The following is a 14335-nucleotide window of genomic DNA, read 5'->3' on the forward strand; positions in this document are numbered from 1 at the left end:
TCAACACCTCCCCCTGTAACTCCTCCCGGAGTACAGTGACTGCGATGTGACCACGAAGGTCATGACCTCCTGGTAGCCCAGGGATACCATGAGCTCCCTCAACATCCTGTCGTCCATGGCCTGGGGGGGCTGCGGGTTCCCGAAGTGGCCTGTCATGATCACGGTCTCAGGCACGCTGTCGTAACCCATGGACTTCGCTACGTCCTCTATTATGTCCACGGGCCCCCCCATCACATCAACCCTCCAGGGAGGGACACCCACCTGGGCTGAATTCCCGTGCTCCTCGCACCTGTACCCGAACCTCCTGAGGAGGCCGCAGACCCCCCCATTCACCTCTGTGCCTATTATCCTCTTTACCTCCCTGCCACTCACCTCCATCTCCCTGAAGCTGCCGGCGAGGCTTGACCCGCCACTGACCTTGCATCTCTCCAGGGAGTAGCCGAGCGAGAGGAAGAAGAATGCCAGGAGGTGCATCGCGTCCTTGACGGCCTTATCCTCAGTTCCCGTGATATCAATGAAGAACTCCCTGGTCCCCCCCTCATCCACCCTGCTCTTTGATCCGTTGACCATGGGTGGCAGGGACAGGATCCCGCCCGTGCTGTCCACTATGCCCAGGTAGACTCCAGGTGGGAGCAGCCCACCGTACTGCCGGCCCTTCTCGTGCTCCCTCACCACACTCTCCGGGGTTCCTGTAACCGATCCGTCGTAGGTCGTGAAAACTGTCTCATCGGGCCGAAGCCCCCTGTACGTGAAGGGCGGGCTCACCTTGGAGAGGTCGTGAAGGCCTATGGCCGCCTTCACCCTGTCCTTGCCAATGCTCTCGTGCAGTCGCTCCTGGTAGTCTATCAGGCCCTCAGGTTTCCTCCTATTGGATTCCCTCTTGCCACGAAGCAGGCGAAGTTACCCCTGTATGGCGCCACGCTTCTGTCAACATACACCGTTACATGCCCATCCACGACCTTGTATTCAGCATCGTCCCCCCCATGGTATGTGCGTATTGCCCTGGCCAGGGTTGGCAGTGAGAAAAGGTCTGGCCTGTCGGGGGGGTTGAACTCCACCCTCAGCCCTTCCGCATCAGCCTCAACAGAGTAACCGATAACTGAGGCAAACTTCTCTATGAGCGAGGCCCCCCCCTCTTCGCCGAGGGTATTGAGAATCTCTTCCCCCCCGCTCGCCCTGATCACGACCATTGTTCAGGTTAACAGCAGAATCATTTTAAATTCTTCTGGTCGGAGAGCTGGCCAAGCTCCCTGTTTATCCTGCTGGCAGTGTAGTCCCTCAGGATCAGCCTTATGAGATCCTCTATGGATATGGCCGTGCCCTGTGACACGTCACGCTCCAGGTCCTCTAGTATTTTCCTGGGTATGAGGACGTCAACACGGCTCACTGGTCCGCTGCTGTGGTGCCTCTCAACGAACTCGTCTATGGCCCTTCTTATTATGTCCGAGATACTCTCATACTGGAAGCTTTCGACCATCTCCTCCAGCTTTTCCATGGTCTTCTCAGATATCCTGACGGTAATTCTATATGGAACTGACATGAAACTGAGTACCTCCATTCATTTTCCAGGCAAGGTTACTGGCAGTCTGAGGGTCAGCTAACATGTGTCTGACAATTTTGTATCGATTAATAAACGTTTCTATGCAGGGATTCAGATTCTTATTTTCTGCAGTGCTTTCACACGGCGTCCGCTGATTGCCTTGCCCGGAGAGAAAAATATATATTTCTGTATATTTCGCGCTGGATCATTTTATTACCGATAAAGGGGTGCAGTCACCATGGTTACCCTGGGCAGGAACACAATGGTGATGGACACCGCGGTGCTGATAGGGGATGTGCAGATCGAGGACGGGGTCGCCATATTCGACCACGTCGTGATCAGGGGGGGACCAGGCCACCATAAAGGTTGGGAAGAACTCGAACATCCAGGACAATGCGGTCATACATGCGGACGAGCACTTTCCCACGACCATCGGTCAGATGGTCTCTGTGGGGGGCACAACGCAATAGTCCACGGATCCAATGTGGGTGATGAGGTGATTGTAGGGATGGGTGCAATACTCCTCAACGGCTCAAAGATTGGGAGTGGCTCTGTTGTTGCGGCCGGTGCCGTTGTCACAGAGGGGGGGTTCGAGGCGCCGGAGAACTCGCTGGTTGCAGGCGTCCCAGCAACTGTGAAGAGGGTGGACGGGAAGTTCAGGGAGTACGCCAGGAGGAATGCCCAGACCTACATGGCCCTGCGGGACCGCTACATATCTGGCTCGATCCAGAGGGTCAGGGGGGGCCTGGACCTGAGGTGAGGTGCACTCATACCTACACAGGATCAGATATCATGTTGTGCAAAAAACCAATATAAGGATTCGGGGGGGGCTACGTGTGGCTGAGGTGTCTAATGAATAGAGCCATACGTAGAGGTGTAAAGGCCCTCCAGAGGGTTTTTAGCCTCAAGAGCGACAGCAAAGCGGAGACGGGTATCGGCACCCTGATTGTTTTTATAGCCATGGTGCTGGTAGCCGCAGTGGCCGCCACTGTGCTGATCCACACCGCTGGATCGCTGCAGCAGGCGGCACAGAGCACAGGCAGTGCGACACAGAAGCAGGTGGCCTCCGGCCTGTCAGTGCAGTCGATAGCAGGCCTGGACAGCAACGCATCGGACCTGAGGCCGGCACGGTCATGTGGATAGCCATATACATTGTACCGAACTCCGGGAGCAGCGGCATAAACCTGGCCAATGTGACCCTTGACCTAGTCTACAACGGGTACTCCGCCTCTCTCAGGTACATAGGGCCCAGCGGATTCAACGTCGCAACCGGCGGAACGCAGAACGTGTTTGACAATTCCTACTTCAGCACGATAAACGCCGGACAGTATACAAAGAACACAGCACAGTACAACGATACACTGGCGAACAGCACTGACCACTTCGCCATACTGGACCTGCTCGACCCGAACCACTCAATGACGGGCAAGTACCCGGTGCTCACCGCCGGTGGGGGGGAGGTTGCCCTGCTGGTTAACGTGACCGCTGTCTTCGGTACTGGCATATCCCAGGGTACTACCGTGACGGGAAGCGTGAACCCGACCGTTGGCTCACCTGGAGTGATAGACTTCACTGCTCCTCTGGCCTACACAACGAGAGTGGTACAGCTTCAATAAGCAGTATCACATGGTGAGGCAGTGAGAACAATGGGTCTCTTGGACAACATCGTGGGCAGGAGGAAGAAAGAGACCACAGTGAACGTAACTAACCCGCAGCCCGTTGCGCAGCAGGGGGGGTTCAGCCGCAACCCCCACAGTCATTTGACACGAAGTTCATCGACGGCGTCACGCAGAAGATGACAGCGCTGGAGAACGACATTAACAAGCTTAACATGGGACTGGAAAGCCTCAAAAGGAGCATGTCCGAGATGAAAACGGATCTTGACACGATCAGGGAGAACGTGAGGCTCGTTGTCTCACTCTACGAGATGGTGTCCAAGGAATTTAACCCCTTCATGGACACAACACCCGAGGAGATCAAGCAGATAACGGATTCCCTGAAGGAGGACATAGAGGAGCTGGGAAAGCTGGTCTCATCCGCTATATCGGACCTCAGAGAACTTTACGGCACTCCTGATATAGATTCGATAATCTCGGACGTGGAAAGGGAGGGAAGCAAGGATGATCAATGATTCACTCAAGGGTTTCCTGCAGAGCAAGATAGACTCTGCGGATAAGTCCATACCGAAGTTCGTACTGGAGGAGCTGAGGCAAAAGATCATAAACTCACCGACGAAGTTCTCCAAGTCAGACATAGAGACGCTGTTCAACAACCTGCAGCAGAGGTACGCCCAGAGCAAGGAAAACTCCCTGCTAGGCAAAGTTGACACCCTCTTCAAGGAAATATCGAACATGGAGAGAATGCTATCTGCTGGACAAGGCCAGGGACAGCAGAAGCCTGAACAGGAGGGAGATGAACAGCAGAGGAACCGGTATCCCTGGAAGCAGCACAAGAAGGCGAAGCTGGAGGCAATTGGAGATGACGTGATCTCTGTCATGGTTGCACTCCGCTGGCTCGAGTTCCTTCTTGACAACTACGGTCCTGAAAACACAATGGATGTCCTGGACTACTACGAGAGCATAGGCTGGATCTCGGCGCAGGTGAAGGAGCAGATGATGCGCTTCACCAAGATGACCGGGATGATAACGCCTGAACAGGAGTTCAAGGTGAAGCCGACGATACAGGACCACATCATCACCATGCTCTTCATAGAGAAGCTCAACGGCGGCGAGATAACAAGGGACCTCATAGAATCGCTAGAGAGGGAATTCAGGATGCTTAAGAAGGGAGTCGACGAGCTGTATGGGATTTAGTTACGTGGTGGCTGTGGCTATTTTGCTCAGCTCTTCCCTCATTTTTTTGGCATGGTCTACAACGCTAACCTGCAGGCCGAACTGCAGATAAGGGAGGCCCAGCAGAGGGAAATAGAACACATAACTGAGGAGGTGGAAACGGCGCTCAACGTCACATCCTACGAGGTCAGGCAAAACGGTTCCGCTTACCAGGTCACAATGAACCTGACCAACACAGGGAGCGTGACTGTGGCGCTTGGTGAGAGCACGCTCCTCGTTAACGGGACGGTTGTGAATTTCACGTTCAGCGCCCCCTACCTGTTCCCGCAGGGCAGGGGGCACATCACATTCGACGCGCCATCCGTGCCATTCACATACGAGTTGGTGGCGCAGGATGGGTATTCAATTTACGGGGGGGAGGTGGAATGAAATGGCATCAGCAGCGACATCGGAACTCATATTCTTCATCGCAACGCTCATAATCTCGGCATCCGTGGTCGGTGTCCTTGGGGGGGCACAGACCTTTCACATAACAAGCAGCATACAGGAATCGTCCAGGAACACAGCCGGTGCCATAGGGACAAGTTTCGAGATAATAAACCAGCCTGACATGATACCCTATGATAACGGCTATGTCTTCTACATAAAGAACACAGGCTCGACACAGTTCTACTTCACGAACACCACGGTGAGCGTTGTCCTTAACGGCACCCTTCTCACCGGAAGCGAGGTCACCTTTTCTTCGCCCCAGCGGGTACCTGGCGCCAGGCCAGGTGGGGGGGGAGATAACGGTCCACCTGAGCCTATCCCCCCGGGCTACTACACGCTATCGGTGACGCTCAGCACGGGGAACTCGCAGGAGCTTGAGTTCGAGGTGTGAGCGTTGTTCCTGAGTATCTCGATACCGGGGGGGACGAGCTGGACAGGAGGATGGGCGGAGGCCTTTACCTTGGCCAGATAGTCACGATACTGGGAGGCAACGGCGAGGGCAAGACTGTCGTATCCCTCCGCCTGGTCTACGGCCTGATAAAGAACGGCGCAACCATTGCGTATGTGTCTAGCCAGCTCCCGGTCAGGGAATTCGTCTCGGAGTGCGATTCCCTTGGCTATCCCCTGTTCAACGAGATACTCTCTGGAATAATGCACTACATACCCGCGGTCTTCATACTCAGGAAGAGCAGGAAGGCCAGCCTGGATGACCTCCTGAACAACGACACCATAAAGGACAAGAAGGTGCTGGTAATCGATTCGATGAACAGGAACATATTCCGGGACTTTGACGCCATTAATTATTATATGAAGCTGAGGAAGTTCTCGGAGGGCCGCCTCGTCATAGTGACGATGAACCCGGAGGAGCTGGGGCAGGACGAGCTTATGAAGATAAGCGAGCTCTCCACCACAGTTATACAGCTCCGTTCGAAGGAACTGGCGGGCGAGAGGAAGCACTCGATGGAGCTGAGCAAGTACCCCCCCATGGTGTCCAAGAACTTCCAGCAGAACATACCCTTCAGGATCGAGCCCGGCAGGGGGGGTTCATTGTTGAGATAACGAGCGTATCGTGAGGTGAATGCATGGCTGAGACGGTGGTATCTGACACTCTGGAGGTGGCGATCTCCAGGAACCCGCACCTCGGGGGGGAGTACCTCTCCAGGTACAGGATGGAGAGGCAGAGGACGCCCACCTTTGTGCCAGTCCCAACATCCCAGCTTAAGGAACTCACCGTTATCGATATAATCTACCCGGTGGGCGACCCGATATTCATACACGTCCACCCAGAGAACGACGCCTCATCTACACGCCGGTGGAGCCCACAATGAGGCCGGAAGAGCTTGAGATAATGGACAGGGTGCTCGAAATAATCCTTGGCTACGCAGCAGATTACCCTCCACCTGAGAACGATGAGCAGCTGGAGAAGAACCTGGAGGAAATATACAGGAGGGTCGTCACACAGGGCAGCGCCAACAGGGTGAAGGGGAGGTCTGTCACGGTAACCCCCCCTGACCTCTACAACAGGCTGCTCTACAACCTGAAGAGGGACATAATAGGCCTTGGACCATAGAGCCCCTCATAAGGGATACGCACATAGAAGACATAAGTGGCATAGGGGGGGCCAACGACGTGTTCATAGTGCACAAGATATTCGGCTCCATGAGGACAACCATTTCCTTCGGCGACAACGACCGCCTCTCAATGTACAGCAAGAGGCTCAGCGAGAGGGTGGGCAGGCCGGTAAGTGACAAGACTCCGATAGTGGACGCGACCCTCCCTGACGGCTCAAGGCTGTCGATAGTCTACAGCACGGACATATCCGCCAAGGGCCCGAGCTTCACCATCAGGAAGTTCGCGGACATACCGATAAGCATAGTTCAGCTAGTGAAGTTCAACACCTTGTCCGCGGAGGAGGCTGCTTACCTCTGGCTGGCACTTGAATACGGGCAGAGCGTGTTCGTCTGCGGCGAGACCGCCAGCGGGAAGACAACCGTGGTCAACGCCATCATACCTTTCATAAGGCCAGAGGCCAAGATATTCAGCGCGGAGGACACGCCGGAGATAAGGGCGCCTCACCCGGCGTGGCAGCAGCTCGTTACCAGGGAGAGGGGGGGTCGGAGGAGAGCAGGGTGACCCTCTACGACCTCCTCAGGACAGCACTGAGGTCCAGGCCCAACTATATCATAGTGGGCGAGATCAGGGGGGGCGCAGAGGGCGCCATGGCCTTCCAGGCCATGCAGACCGGGCACCCTGTAATTTCCACGTTCCATGCCGCCTCTGTCAGGAAGATGATCCAGAGGTTCACCGGCAACCCGATCAACATACCTGTCACTTTCATGGACAACCTGAACATAGCGCTCATACAGCAGGCAGTCTATGTCAGGGGGGGGAAGTTCCTCAGGAGGACGACCAGCATAAACGAGATAGAGGGGGGGTACTTCGAGGAACTTGGCGGCGTCTCCACCAAGGCGGTCTTCCAGTGGGACCCCACCACGGACCAGCATATCTTCAGGGGGGGATGAACAACTCCTACATCCTGGAGAAGAGGATTGCGGCCACAGCCGGAATGCCGGACCCGAAGATGATCTACGAGGAGCTCTTCAAGAGGGCCAGGATAATAAATGCCATGGCCAAGGCAGGCATAACCTCTTACTTCCAGGTTTTCGAGATGATCAAGACGTTCTACCTCAAGGGAGAGAGCGCTCTCCCGCTGTTCGGGTGATGATGCTTGATTGAGGCAAAGAGGCTCAGGCTGTTCCAGGGCATCGAGTTCGGCAGGCGTGACGTGATCCTGATTCTCTCCTCTTTCCTGGTCTTTGGGATATTCATGCCCCCCCTGTACTTTGAGACGGGCAGGTACGCCTACGTGGCGGTCGCTGGTGCTGGTGGGGGGGCCTCTGCCCTTTTCCTGATACTCAGGCCGGTCATAGCGAGGGACGAGAGGAGGACAAACATAAACTCGAACATACCCCTGTTCATCACAGCCTTCGCAACCCTCTCAACGTCCGATGCAAACAGAGTCGACCTCCTAGAGATATTGTCCAGGAAGGACAAGATAGGGTACATAAGGGAGGACCTGGCGAGGCTTGTGAACCTGGTGAAGAGGTGGAAGAGGGGGGGCCTGTCCGAGGCAGCCATGCTCCTCGCTTCCAGGACGCCAAGCGAGGTCTTCGCGGACTTCCTGGCCAGGTTCGGCCATGCCATAGACAGCGGCCAGGACTTCCAGGAATTCATTTTGAACGAATCGGACACAGTGATGAGTAACTTCGAGACAGCGTACATCTCGGCCCTCTACACCTTCGACCTCTACAAGGACATGTACGTGTCAATGCTCCTCTCCTTTGCATTCCTCGTGGCCTTCGTCATGATAATGCCCGTGCTTATCCCGATGAACGTCACTGTCGTTTTCGCCCTCAGCTTCCTGGCCATAATCCTGGGGGGGGAAGCCGTATTGATGTACGGCATAAAGATAGTGCTCCCAAATGACCCCATATGGCACGACACCGGCCTCAGGACAGAGGTACAGGATCACATGAGGAGGATCCTGATGATGGCAGGGGCAGCCTGTGTGGCCATACTGGCGGTGCTCTTTGCCACAAGGCTGGTCTACAGGATACCATTTTACTTCTCTGTAGCAATGGTCATCACCCGCTGGCCTGGCCCGGCATGGTTGGCTCGAGGTACGAGAGGGAGATAGCGAAGAAGGACGAGATGTTCGGCAGCTTCATAAGGTCGCTCTCCGGCTCTGCTGCAGCCAGGGGGGGAACATGGTCATAGATGCCCTCAAATCTATAGTGATGCACGACTTCGGCACGCTGACCAGGGACGTCAGGAACCTGTACAAGAGGCTCAGGTACAGGATAAACCCGGTGCAGGCCTGGCGCGCATTCTCCGCGGACACAGGCTCGCACCTGATAGAGGTCTTCTCGGAATCATATGTGGAGAGCGTTGAGCTGGGCGCAGACGCTGGGAAGTCGGGCAACATAGTTGCAAACAACTTCGACAGGGTTGTGAGGCTCAGGAAGAGGAGGCACTCCTCGGTCACGAGCTTTGTGGGCGTGATCTACGGGATAACCGGGGGGGGCCTGGCCTTCTCCCTTGCCATATCCTACGGTGTCCTGGAGATCATAAACCAGGTCTTCAGGACATTCCCCCCCATCGGAGATATCTGACTTCGGCATATTCATAGGCCAGCCCACAGCAGCACTGCTCACCATCCAGGTCTTCCTGATGGCAATGCTCATAGTCCACTCGTTCATAGCAGGCATAGCCCTGAAGGTGTCTGATGGTGGGAAGATGATACACGGCCTCCACCACGGGGTCTTCATGACCTGGATGATATCGTTCATAGTCTACGGCACCCTGATAATAACGAGGCTGATCCTAGGCACCGGGATTTAGGCCACTAGGCCATTGGGTGGCTCTCAGTCAGTGCTCGGAAGCCACTGCTGCTCTCTGGGGGGGACCTTAAGGCACCACTCCATGCCTAAAGGTAATATATTTACGGTGAGGTACTGGAGGGATGTCCGACCCCTCTGAGGGTAATGGCAACACGGATGCATGCTTCAGGCTCCTGGGGGGGCTCTCAGGTCAAGGGGGGGGCTTCTGGACAGCGAGGCAGAGAGGAGACTGGGGGGGAGATCTGCTCTTCCGGTGGGGATGCAGGGCGCCTGCTCCGTGAACTGAAGGCCATGAACATTTACGATGTTGAGGCCGGCAGGATCCTCGCCGATGGGGGGGACCAGGGCGGGGGGGCAGCCAGGCCATATCTCTTCATATCTGCCCTTAGGTCTGGGAACGCCGAACTCGCGTCCTCAGTTCTGAGGGAACACCCAGAGGTGCTAGAGGACCCGGATGCAGAGAAGGAGGCCGCTGAGCACGCCGGGCAGATCCCGGACCTCAGGAGGGTTCTGGTCATAGCCCTGGCCCGTGGGATGTATCCGGTCATCTTCATCGAGGGTGCCTTATGTCCATGGACAGAGAGACGGTGAACGCACTGATCTCGGAGCTCTCTGCCAGGGGGGGCCTGGACAGGCAGGCGGAGTATGTGATGCACCTAGCCGTTGGCCAGGGGAAATACTGGATCCTGGACAAATACCTGGAGAGGCTGGCGTCACAGGCCGGATCAACGACATCACCATGACACTGTCAAGGGTCGACATCAGCAGGCTCGTGGACGGCGAGATGGCACTGAGGGCTGCGGAGCTGATGCACAGGTACGGACTGAACGACAGGGCACTAAAGGCACTTGCCATGGCTGGCAGGTCTCCGGGAGAAACCGTGCTCCGGGCAAGGATACTGTCTGCCCTTGGCCAGGGCCAGGAGGCACTGCAGGTGCTGAGGGAGGTGGTGCAGTCACAGGAAACAGATGACGAGACCAGGAGGCTTTACGCATCCCTCTCTCTGACAGCCGGCAAGCCGGAGGAAGCGTACAGGTGCCTGAACACCATAATATCGGGGGGGGAAGGGCCACAGAGGAAGACTTCATAATGGCTATACAGGCGTGCAAGAGGATAGCAGACTACGGTTCATGCCTCTCCATAATAAACAGGGCCATCGAGAGGTACGGGCAGAAGGTCAGCTTCCTACGGGAGAGGCTGGAGATAGATAAGACACTGGGGGAGGACTGCAGAGGCGCTCTCTGTGGCCCAGCAGATCCTGGAGCAAGACCCCCCCTCAGACAGCGGTGCCCTGGAATTCGCGGTGAGTGTCCTGTACTCCAATGGTGAGTACAGCAAGGTGATGGAGACCATCAGGAGGTCAGGCGAAGCTGCACTTCGAAAGCTCGGGAACTACTACCTGGCCTCCCTCATCAGGTCAGGCAGGGCAACTGAGGTCTATCCGGACAGCCTGAGAAGGAGTTCATAACCGACCCCCCCCTGTGCATGGACGCCATATTCTTCTCTGTCCGGGATGAGGAGTCTGTGGGCCACCTCCTGTCGCTCCTCAAGGGAATAAGGTCTGAGAGGAGGGAACTGGTGAAGAAGGTACTCGATGCACTGAGGGGGGGGAGGTGGCGCTGAAGGGTGGCGTGGAGGCTTACTCACATTACGGCTCTGAGGCGCTCGTCTGGCTCTCCATAGAGTCCACGGATGCGTTCAGGTCAGGGAAGCTGCCAGCCGGTGCAAGGGAGCAACTGGGAAACAGGTACAGGAGGATCCAGGCACTCTTGGAGAACCTCTCATCCATACAGTCCATGGGCGAAGGCCACGACTTGGCGGACACCCGGGAGTTTATGTACCCCCGTATCCAGGTTCGCCATAAGGCAGGGCAGGTGGGACCTGGCGCTGGGCATACTGGAGAGGGAGCCAGAGAAGAACTACTCCGACCCCCTGGTACATGGCCGTGGTGGCTAGGGCGCTCATGCTCAAGGGTGACCTAGATGGATCGGATAAGGTCAACAGGAAGTCGATGGAGAGGCTGGGGGGGACCGTCTACTCGCACGAGACGCAGATAGGCATAGCGGTGGCCTGGGAAAGCCCAGGGAGGTCATCGCAGCAGTAAGGGCAGCATCAGAGCGCGGGTTCCTCGCGCACGTGGACTGGTCTGTGCTCCACAGGGCCTGCCTCAGGATGGAGGGGGGGCTCGCCGGGGGGGATGTGCTTGCGGAGGCGGAGAAGGCAGGGGGGGTGAAGAACATCTGGGTTGAGAGGATAAGGAGGGACTGCACGGACGCCGGGGGGGCGAGCGTGGTATGCAGGCTGGCACTGGGCGTTCTGAGGGATGCCGAAACAGTATCTGAGGACGTCAGGGCTGCATGCAGGGCCTGCATGAGTGCCGGTCTGAACACGGAGCTCATGGAGGCCCTCGATGACCTTGAGCAGAGGCCCCCCCACGACCCTGAGACCAGCCTTGCCCTGGGCGACGCATATTACGCCCTGGGGGGGGACTTCAGGAAGGCACTGCTCAGCTATAGGGAAGCGATAACGCTCGGTGTGCAGCCTGACAAGATACGCAATTATGCAGACACGCTCATCGAGACAGGGCACCTTGAGGAGCGGATGCCATAATCAGGAAGATGGAGGAGCCGGGAATACTGAAGATAAAGATGCTCTACAAGAAGGGGGGGACGTGCCTGGGATACTGCGCGCCCTCCACTCCCTCGGTAAGGTGAGCCCAGTGGAGCGGGAGTGGCTCCTCTACCTCATCAGGGTCCTGTGGAAGAACCAGGAGGTCAGGTCCGCCCTAATAGATATATACAGGCAGGGCGGGTACTCCTTCCTGGGCAAGGCCATCGCTCAGAAGTACCTGGAAGAGGGGGGGAACATGAGGGAGGCCATATCGATACTGGAGAACATACAGGGCAATTTCCCCCCCAGGGATGTGGACAACGCCAGGAGGCTTGCCTCGTGCTATGAGACCGCAGGTGACTCAGGTGCCGCGGTCTCACTGCTCACCAAGACGCTATCGCTCCTGGATGAGCCGGCCCAGAGGAGGCAGGTGGGGGGGACGAGCTGGCGAGGCTCCTGTACCAGTCGGGGGAGTACGACCAGCTCATAAAGATGTTCTCCAGGGACGCTGAACTGCAGGACCCGGTTGTCCTGGGCTACCTGGTGAGGTCGCACCTGAGGAGGGGTGACTTCCAGAGGGCCAGGGCTTTGATAGAGAGGAACAGGGATGCGCTGGGTCCTGAGGCCTGCAGCCTCCTTGAGAGGGAGATCAGGGCGGAGGAGTCCAGGGTGAACCTCCTCGGAGATGTGACGGAGATAATGAAGGCTGAGGCAAAGCTGGGCAGGAGGATGGGTGAGGCAGAGGCGCAGAAGAGGCTGGGCCTCAGCCAGGAGCGCGTCTCCAGGGCCTACGAGTTCCTGTACCCCAGGGACCCGCACCCCAGGTACGGCAGGGATGTGCTTGAGAGGGTCAGTGCAGACATCATCCCCAGGATACTGAAGGCGTACCGTGGGGGGGTGACCTCAAGGGACCTGGAGATATACATGGTCTTCAGGGCCATGGGCTTCAGGGAGCCAGAACTGGCCAGGGACCTTTACTATTACATAAAGCAGGTTGCGGGCTCCGCTGCAGCAGGCCAGGACCGCTCCACCTCTCGGCGCAGCTGGGAGTTGGGATCTCCGAGGCCGCGTCAGTTAGCACTCAGGTACAGAGAGGGGGGGGAAGGGGGGGCTGATGTATTACAGCTACAGGTACAGCAGGGAGCGCCAGGACATCATAGTAGCGGTGCTGGGACTCACCCTGGCCTTTTTCATCGTGATCGTGAGGTCATCACGTGTCTTCAGCGCAGCCGTTGCAGCCCTGGCCCTGGGGGAGAGCCTGCTGATCACCCTTACCGCCTTTCTCCTGCACGAGATGTCCCACAGGTACTTCGCCAGGAGCTACGGTGGCATCGCTTATTTCAGGCTCTGGCCACTTGGCCTTGTCCTGGCCCTGGTGACATCAGTCATTGGCATCATCTTCGCAGCGCCCGGAGCGGTGAACATTGGCGGCATATACAGGCGGGACCAGGTGGGCAAGGTGGCACTGGCAGGGCCAGGGGGGGCAAACATTGCCATGTCTGTGGTGTTCCTGATGGCTTACCTGCTCGCCGGACACGCTGGTATCGTATCACCTATCCTGCAGGAACTTTCGGAGCTGAATGCGTGGTTCGCACTGTTCAACATGATACCGGTACCCCCGCTCGACGGCCAGAAGGTGCTCTCATGGGACATAAGGGCCTTCGGGGGGGCCACCCTTGCGATCGCCCTCATCCTGTTCCTGATCTTGATCGTCTGACCGGAAATATCTGGTCCAGGACTGATCCGTCAACCTTAAGGAAGAGGACTTCGCTTGATCCCACGGTGAGCCTCATCTCCACTCTGGCCTCAGCAGCCTTCCTCCCCCCCACTCAAGCCTCACGGTCCTGGAGGTGTTCACCGCCCTGACATTGGATGGGGATGCGGGCAGGGAAACCATGAAATAGCCGTCCCTCCTTGAGACCGGAAATGCTGCTTCCGCACTCAGTTCAATGGCTCCCTCGTCCGAGAGCGCAACGTATTTCACCCTTGCGGACACGGGCCCGCCATTTGAGGTAGGGTTAAATATTTTTCATCAATATGAGGGGGAGAGGAAGAAGGCAATGAAGTTCAAGGAAAACTGTTCATCATGCGGTGTTGGACTCATAGAGGTCGGTTACTCCGTGTTCCCGTGTCCCAACTGCGGCGAGGAGCTCATAGGCAGGTGCAAGGAGTGCAGGGAACACTCCACGCAGTACGTTTGCCCGTCCTGTGGCTTCGTTGGTCCGTGAGGTGGTAGTTCTGGGCGAGGTCCTGGCAACCTTCAAGGTGCTCCCGGAGGACGTGTCCACAGACCTTAAGGGTATTGAGGAGAGCTCAGGTCTTCACTTAAGGGAGTGTGCGACATAAACAGGATCGAGACTGAGGACATAGGTTTCGGGCTCAGGGCCCTCCGTGTGGAGGTCATTGTGGACGATTCCGAGGGAAAGATAGACAGTGTAGAGAGGATACTCTCGTCCACAAAGGGCGTTGGGCAGGTGGACAGCGAGGGCGTATCCCTGATATGA

At 56.9% G+C, this 14335-nt stretch carries 23 protein-coding genes and 5 pseudogenes; 23 read left to right on the top strand and 5 right to left on the bottom strand.

The genetic code is table 11. The annotated features are described in order from the left end of the window. Genes JCM13583_RS01255 through JCM13583_RS01265 form a run of 3 tightly spaced genes read right to left on the bottom strand, consistent with a single transcriptional unit; the run spans position 1 to position 1540 of the window. Positions 1–801, bottom strand: coding sequence for a hypothetical protein (locus tag JCM13583_RS01255; protein ID WP_075056375.1), 801 nt, complete (start codon positions 799–801; stop codon positions 1–3). Between the two features lie 44 nt (positions 802–845). Further along, positions 846–1190, bottom strand: coding sequence for a hypothetical protein (locus JCM13583_RS01260; protein ID WP_075056376.1), 345 nt, complete (start codon positions 1188–1190; stop codon positions 846–848). A 20-nt stretch (positions 1191–1210) separates the two neighbouring features. Continuing rightward, entirely contained in the window at positions 1211–1540 is a 330-nt protein-coding gene (locus JCM13583_RS01265) for a ribbon-helix-helix protein, CopG family (protein ID WP_075056470.1), read from the bottom strand. A 238-nt stretch (positions 1541–1778) separates the two neighbouring features. On the opposite strand from JCM13583_RS01265, the pseudogene JCM13583_RS01270 reads away from it, so the two are divergent. The 20 genes and pseudogenes from JCM13583_RS01270 (at position 1779) to JCM13583_RS01335 (ending at position 12321) form a co-directional block, all read left to right on the top strand. Continuing rightward, positions 1779–2300, top strand: a pseudogene (locus JCM13583_RS01270) (gamma carbonic anhydrase family protein). A 92-nt stretch (positions 2301–2392) separates the two neighbouring features. Continuing rightward, a pseudogene (locus JCM13583_RS01275) lies at positions 2393–3156 on the top strand (flagellin). Positions 3157–3335: 179 nt separating this feature from the next. Then, on the top strand, positions 3336–3671 hold the full coding sequence (locus tag JCM13583_RS01280) for a hypothetical protein (protein ID WP_075056377.1): 336 nt from the start codon (positions 3336–3338) through the stop codon (positions 3669–3671). Beyond that, a complete protein-coding gene (locus tag JCM13583_RS01285) occupies positions 3661–4353 on the top strand; it encodes a flagellar protein E (RefSeq protein ID WP_075056378.1) in 693 nt (230 codons plus the stop codon). Before JCM13583_RS01280 ends, JCM13583_RS01285 begins: the two co-directional genes overlap by 11 nt. Before the next feature lie 51 nt (positions 4354–4404). Continuing rightward, a complete protein-coding gene (locus tag JCM13583_RS01290; protein ID WP_075056379.1) occupies positions 4405–4761 on the top strand; it encodes a hypothetical protein in 357 nt (118 codons plus the stop codon). A gap of 1 nt (position 4762) precedes the next feature. Beyond that, positions 4763–5212, top strand: a complete 450-nt coding sequence (locus JCM13583_RS01295; RefSeq protein WP_075056380.1) for a hypothetical protein — start codon at positions 4763–4765, stop codon at positions 5210–5212. A 50-nt stretch (positions 5213–5262) separates the two neighbouring features. Further along, positions 5263–5894: pseudogene (locus JCM13583_RS01300) on the top strand (flagellar accessory protein FlaH). A gap of 9 nt (positions 5895–5903) precedes the next feature. Continuing rightward, positions 5904–7543, top strand: a pseudogene (locus JCM13583_RS01305) (type II/IV secretion system ATPase subunit). Positions 7544–7549: 6 nt separating this feature from the next. After that, on the top strand, positions 7550–8518 hold the full coding sequence (locus JCM13583_RS11740) for a type II secretion system F family protein (RefSeq protein ID WP_162509163.1): 969 nt from the start codon (positions 7550–7552) through the stop codon (positions 8516–8518). Positions 8519–8588: 70 nt separating this feature from the next. Continuing rightward, positions 8589–8993, top strand: a complete 405-nt coding sequence (locus tag JCM13583_RS11745) for a type II secretion system F family protein (RefSeq protein WP_162509164.1) — start codon at positions 8589–8591, stop codon at positions 8991–8993. A 58-nt stretch (positions 8994–9051) separates the two neighbouring features. Continuing rightward, positions 9052–9222: a hypothetical protein gene (locus JCM13583_RS13495; protein WP_171823323.1), complete on the top strand. Its 171-nt coding sequence runs from the start codon at positions 9052–9054 to the stop codon at positions 9220–9222. 143 nt (positions 9223–9365) lie between these two features. Next, positions 9366–9812, top strand: a complete 447-nt coding sequence (locus JCM13583_RS01315; protein WP_162509165.1) for a hypothetical protein — start codon at positions 9366–9368, stop codon at positions 9810–9812. Then, a complete protein-coding gene (locus JCM13583_RS13500; RefSeq protein WP_171823324.1) occupies positions 9794–9964 on the top strand; it encodes a hypothetical protein in 171 nt (56 codons plus the stop codon). Before JCM13583_RS01315 ends, JCM13583_RS13500 begins: the two co-directional genes overlap by 19 nt. Continuing rightward, a complete protein-coding gene (locus JCM13583_RS01320; RefSeq protein ID WP_075056382.1) occupies positions 9961–10311 on the top strand; it encodes a tetratricopeptide repeat protein in 351 nt (116 codons plus the stop codon). Before JCM13583_RS13500 ends, JCM13583_RS01320 begins: the two co-directional genes overlap by 4 nt. Before the next feature lie 153 nt (positions 10312–10464). Then, complete coding sequence (locus JCM13583_RS01325; protein ID WP_075056383.1) at positions 10465–10689, top strand: hypothetical protein; 225 nt, start codon at positions 10465–10467, stop codon at positions 10687–10689. A gap of 17 nt (positions 10690–10706) precedes the next feature. Next, positions 10707–10844, top strand: a complete 138-nt coding sequence (locus tag JCM13583_RS13505; RefSeq protein ID WP_171823325.1) for a hypothetical protein — start codon at positions 10707–10709, stop codon at positions 10842–10844. After that, entirely contained in the window at positions 10835–11203 is a 369-nt protein-coding gene (locus JCM13583_RS11750) for a hypothetical protein (RefSeq protein ID WP_162509166.1), read from the top strand. Before JCM13583_RS13505 ends, JCM13583_RS11750 begins: the two co-directional genes overlap by 10 nt. After that, positions 11185–11325 carry a hypothetical protein gene (locus JCM13583_RS13510; RefSeq protein ID WP_171823326.1) on the top strand — a complete coding sequence of 47 codons (141 nt, stop codon included), beginning with the start codon at positions 11185–11187 and terminating at the stop codon, positions 11323–11325. Before JCM13583_RS11750 ends, JCM13583_RS13510 begins: the two co-directional genes overlap by 19 nt. Before the next feature lie 32 nt (positions 11326–11357). Continuing rightward, positions 11358–11831: a hypothetical protein gene (locus tag JCM13583_RS01330; protein ID WP_075056384.1), complete on the top strand. Its 474-nt coding sequence runs from the start codon at positions 11358–11360 to the stop codon at positions 11829–11831. Between the two features lie 109 nt (positions 11832–11940). Continuing rightward, the gene (locus JCM13583_RS01335; RefSeq protein WP_162509167.1) at positions 11941–12321 is read left to right on the top strand and encodes a hypothetical protein; all 381 of its coding nucleotides are present in this window, start codon (positions 11941–11943) and stop codon (positions 12319–12321) included. Positions 12322–12619: 298 nt separating this feature from the next. On the opposite strand, the gene JCM13583_RS13515 is transcribed toward JCM13583_RS01335, so the two are convergent. Beyond that, positions 12620–12772: a hypothetical protein gene (locus JCM13583_RS13515; protein ID WP_171823327.1), complete on the bottom strand. Its 153-nt coding sequence runs from the start codon at positions 12770–12772 to the stop codon at positions 12620–12622. Between the two features lie 173 nt (positions 12773–12945). On the opposite strand from JCM13583_RS13515, the gene JCM13583_RS01340 reads away from it, so the two are divergent. Further along, positions 12946–13548, top strand: a complete 603-nt coding sequence (locus tag JCM13583_RS01340; RefSeq protein WP_075056386.1) for a metalloprotease — start codon at positions 12946–12948, stop codon at positions 13546–13548. A gap of 72 nt (positions 13549–13620) precedes the next feature. Here the strand turns inward: JCM13583_RS01340 and JCM13583_RS01345 are convergent, their stop codons facing one another. Beyond that, positions 13621–13827 (bottom strand): hypothetical protein, encoded by a 207-nt coding sequence (locus JCM13583_RS01345; RefSeq protein ID WP_075056387.1) that lies wholly within the window; start codon positions 13825–13827, stop codon positions 13621–13623. A gap of 64 nt (positions 13828–13891) precedes the next feature. On the opposite strand from JCM13583_RS01345, the gene JCM13583_RS01350 reads away from it, so the two are divergent. Both JCM13583_RS01350 and JCM13583_RS01355 read left to right on the top strand, forming a co-directional pair. Beyond that, positions 13892–14059, top strand: coding sequence for a zinc finger domain-containing protein (locus JCM13583_RS01350; RefSeq protein WP_075056388.1), 168 nt, complete (start codon positions 13892–13894; stop codon positions 14057–14059). Between the two features lie 10 nt (positions 14060–14069). Beyond that, positions 14070–14335 (top strand): annotated as a pseudogene (locus JCM13583_RS01355) (elongation factor 1-beta).

The sequence above is a fragment of the Thermogymnomonas acidicola JCM 13583 genome, assembly GCF_001316105.1.
Classification (GTDB): Archaea; Thermoplasmatota; Thermoplasmata; order Thermoplasmatales; family Thermoplasmataceae; genus Thermogymnomonas; species Thermogymnomonas acidicola.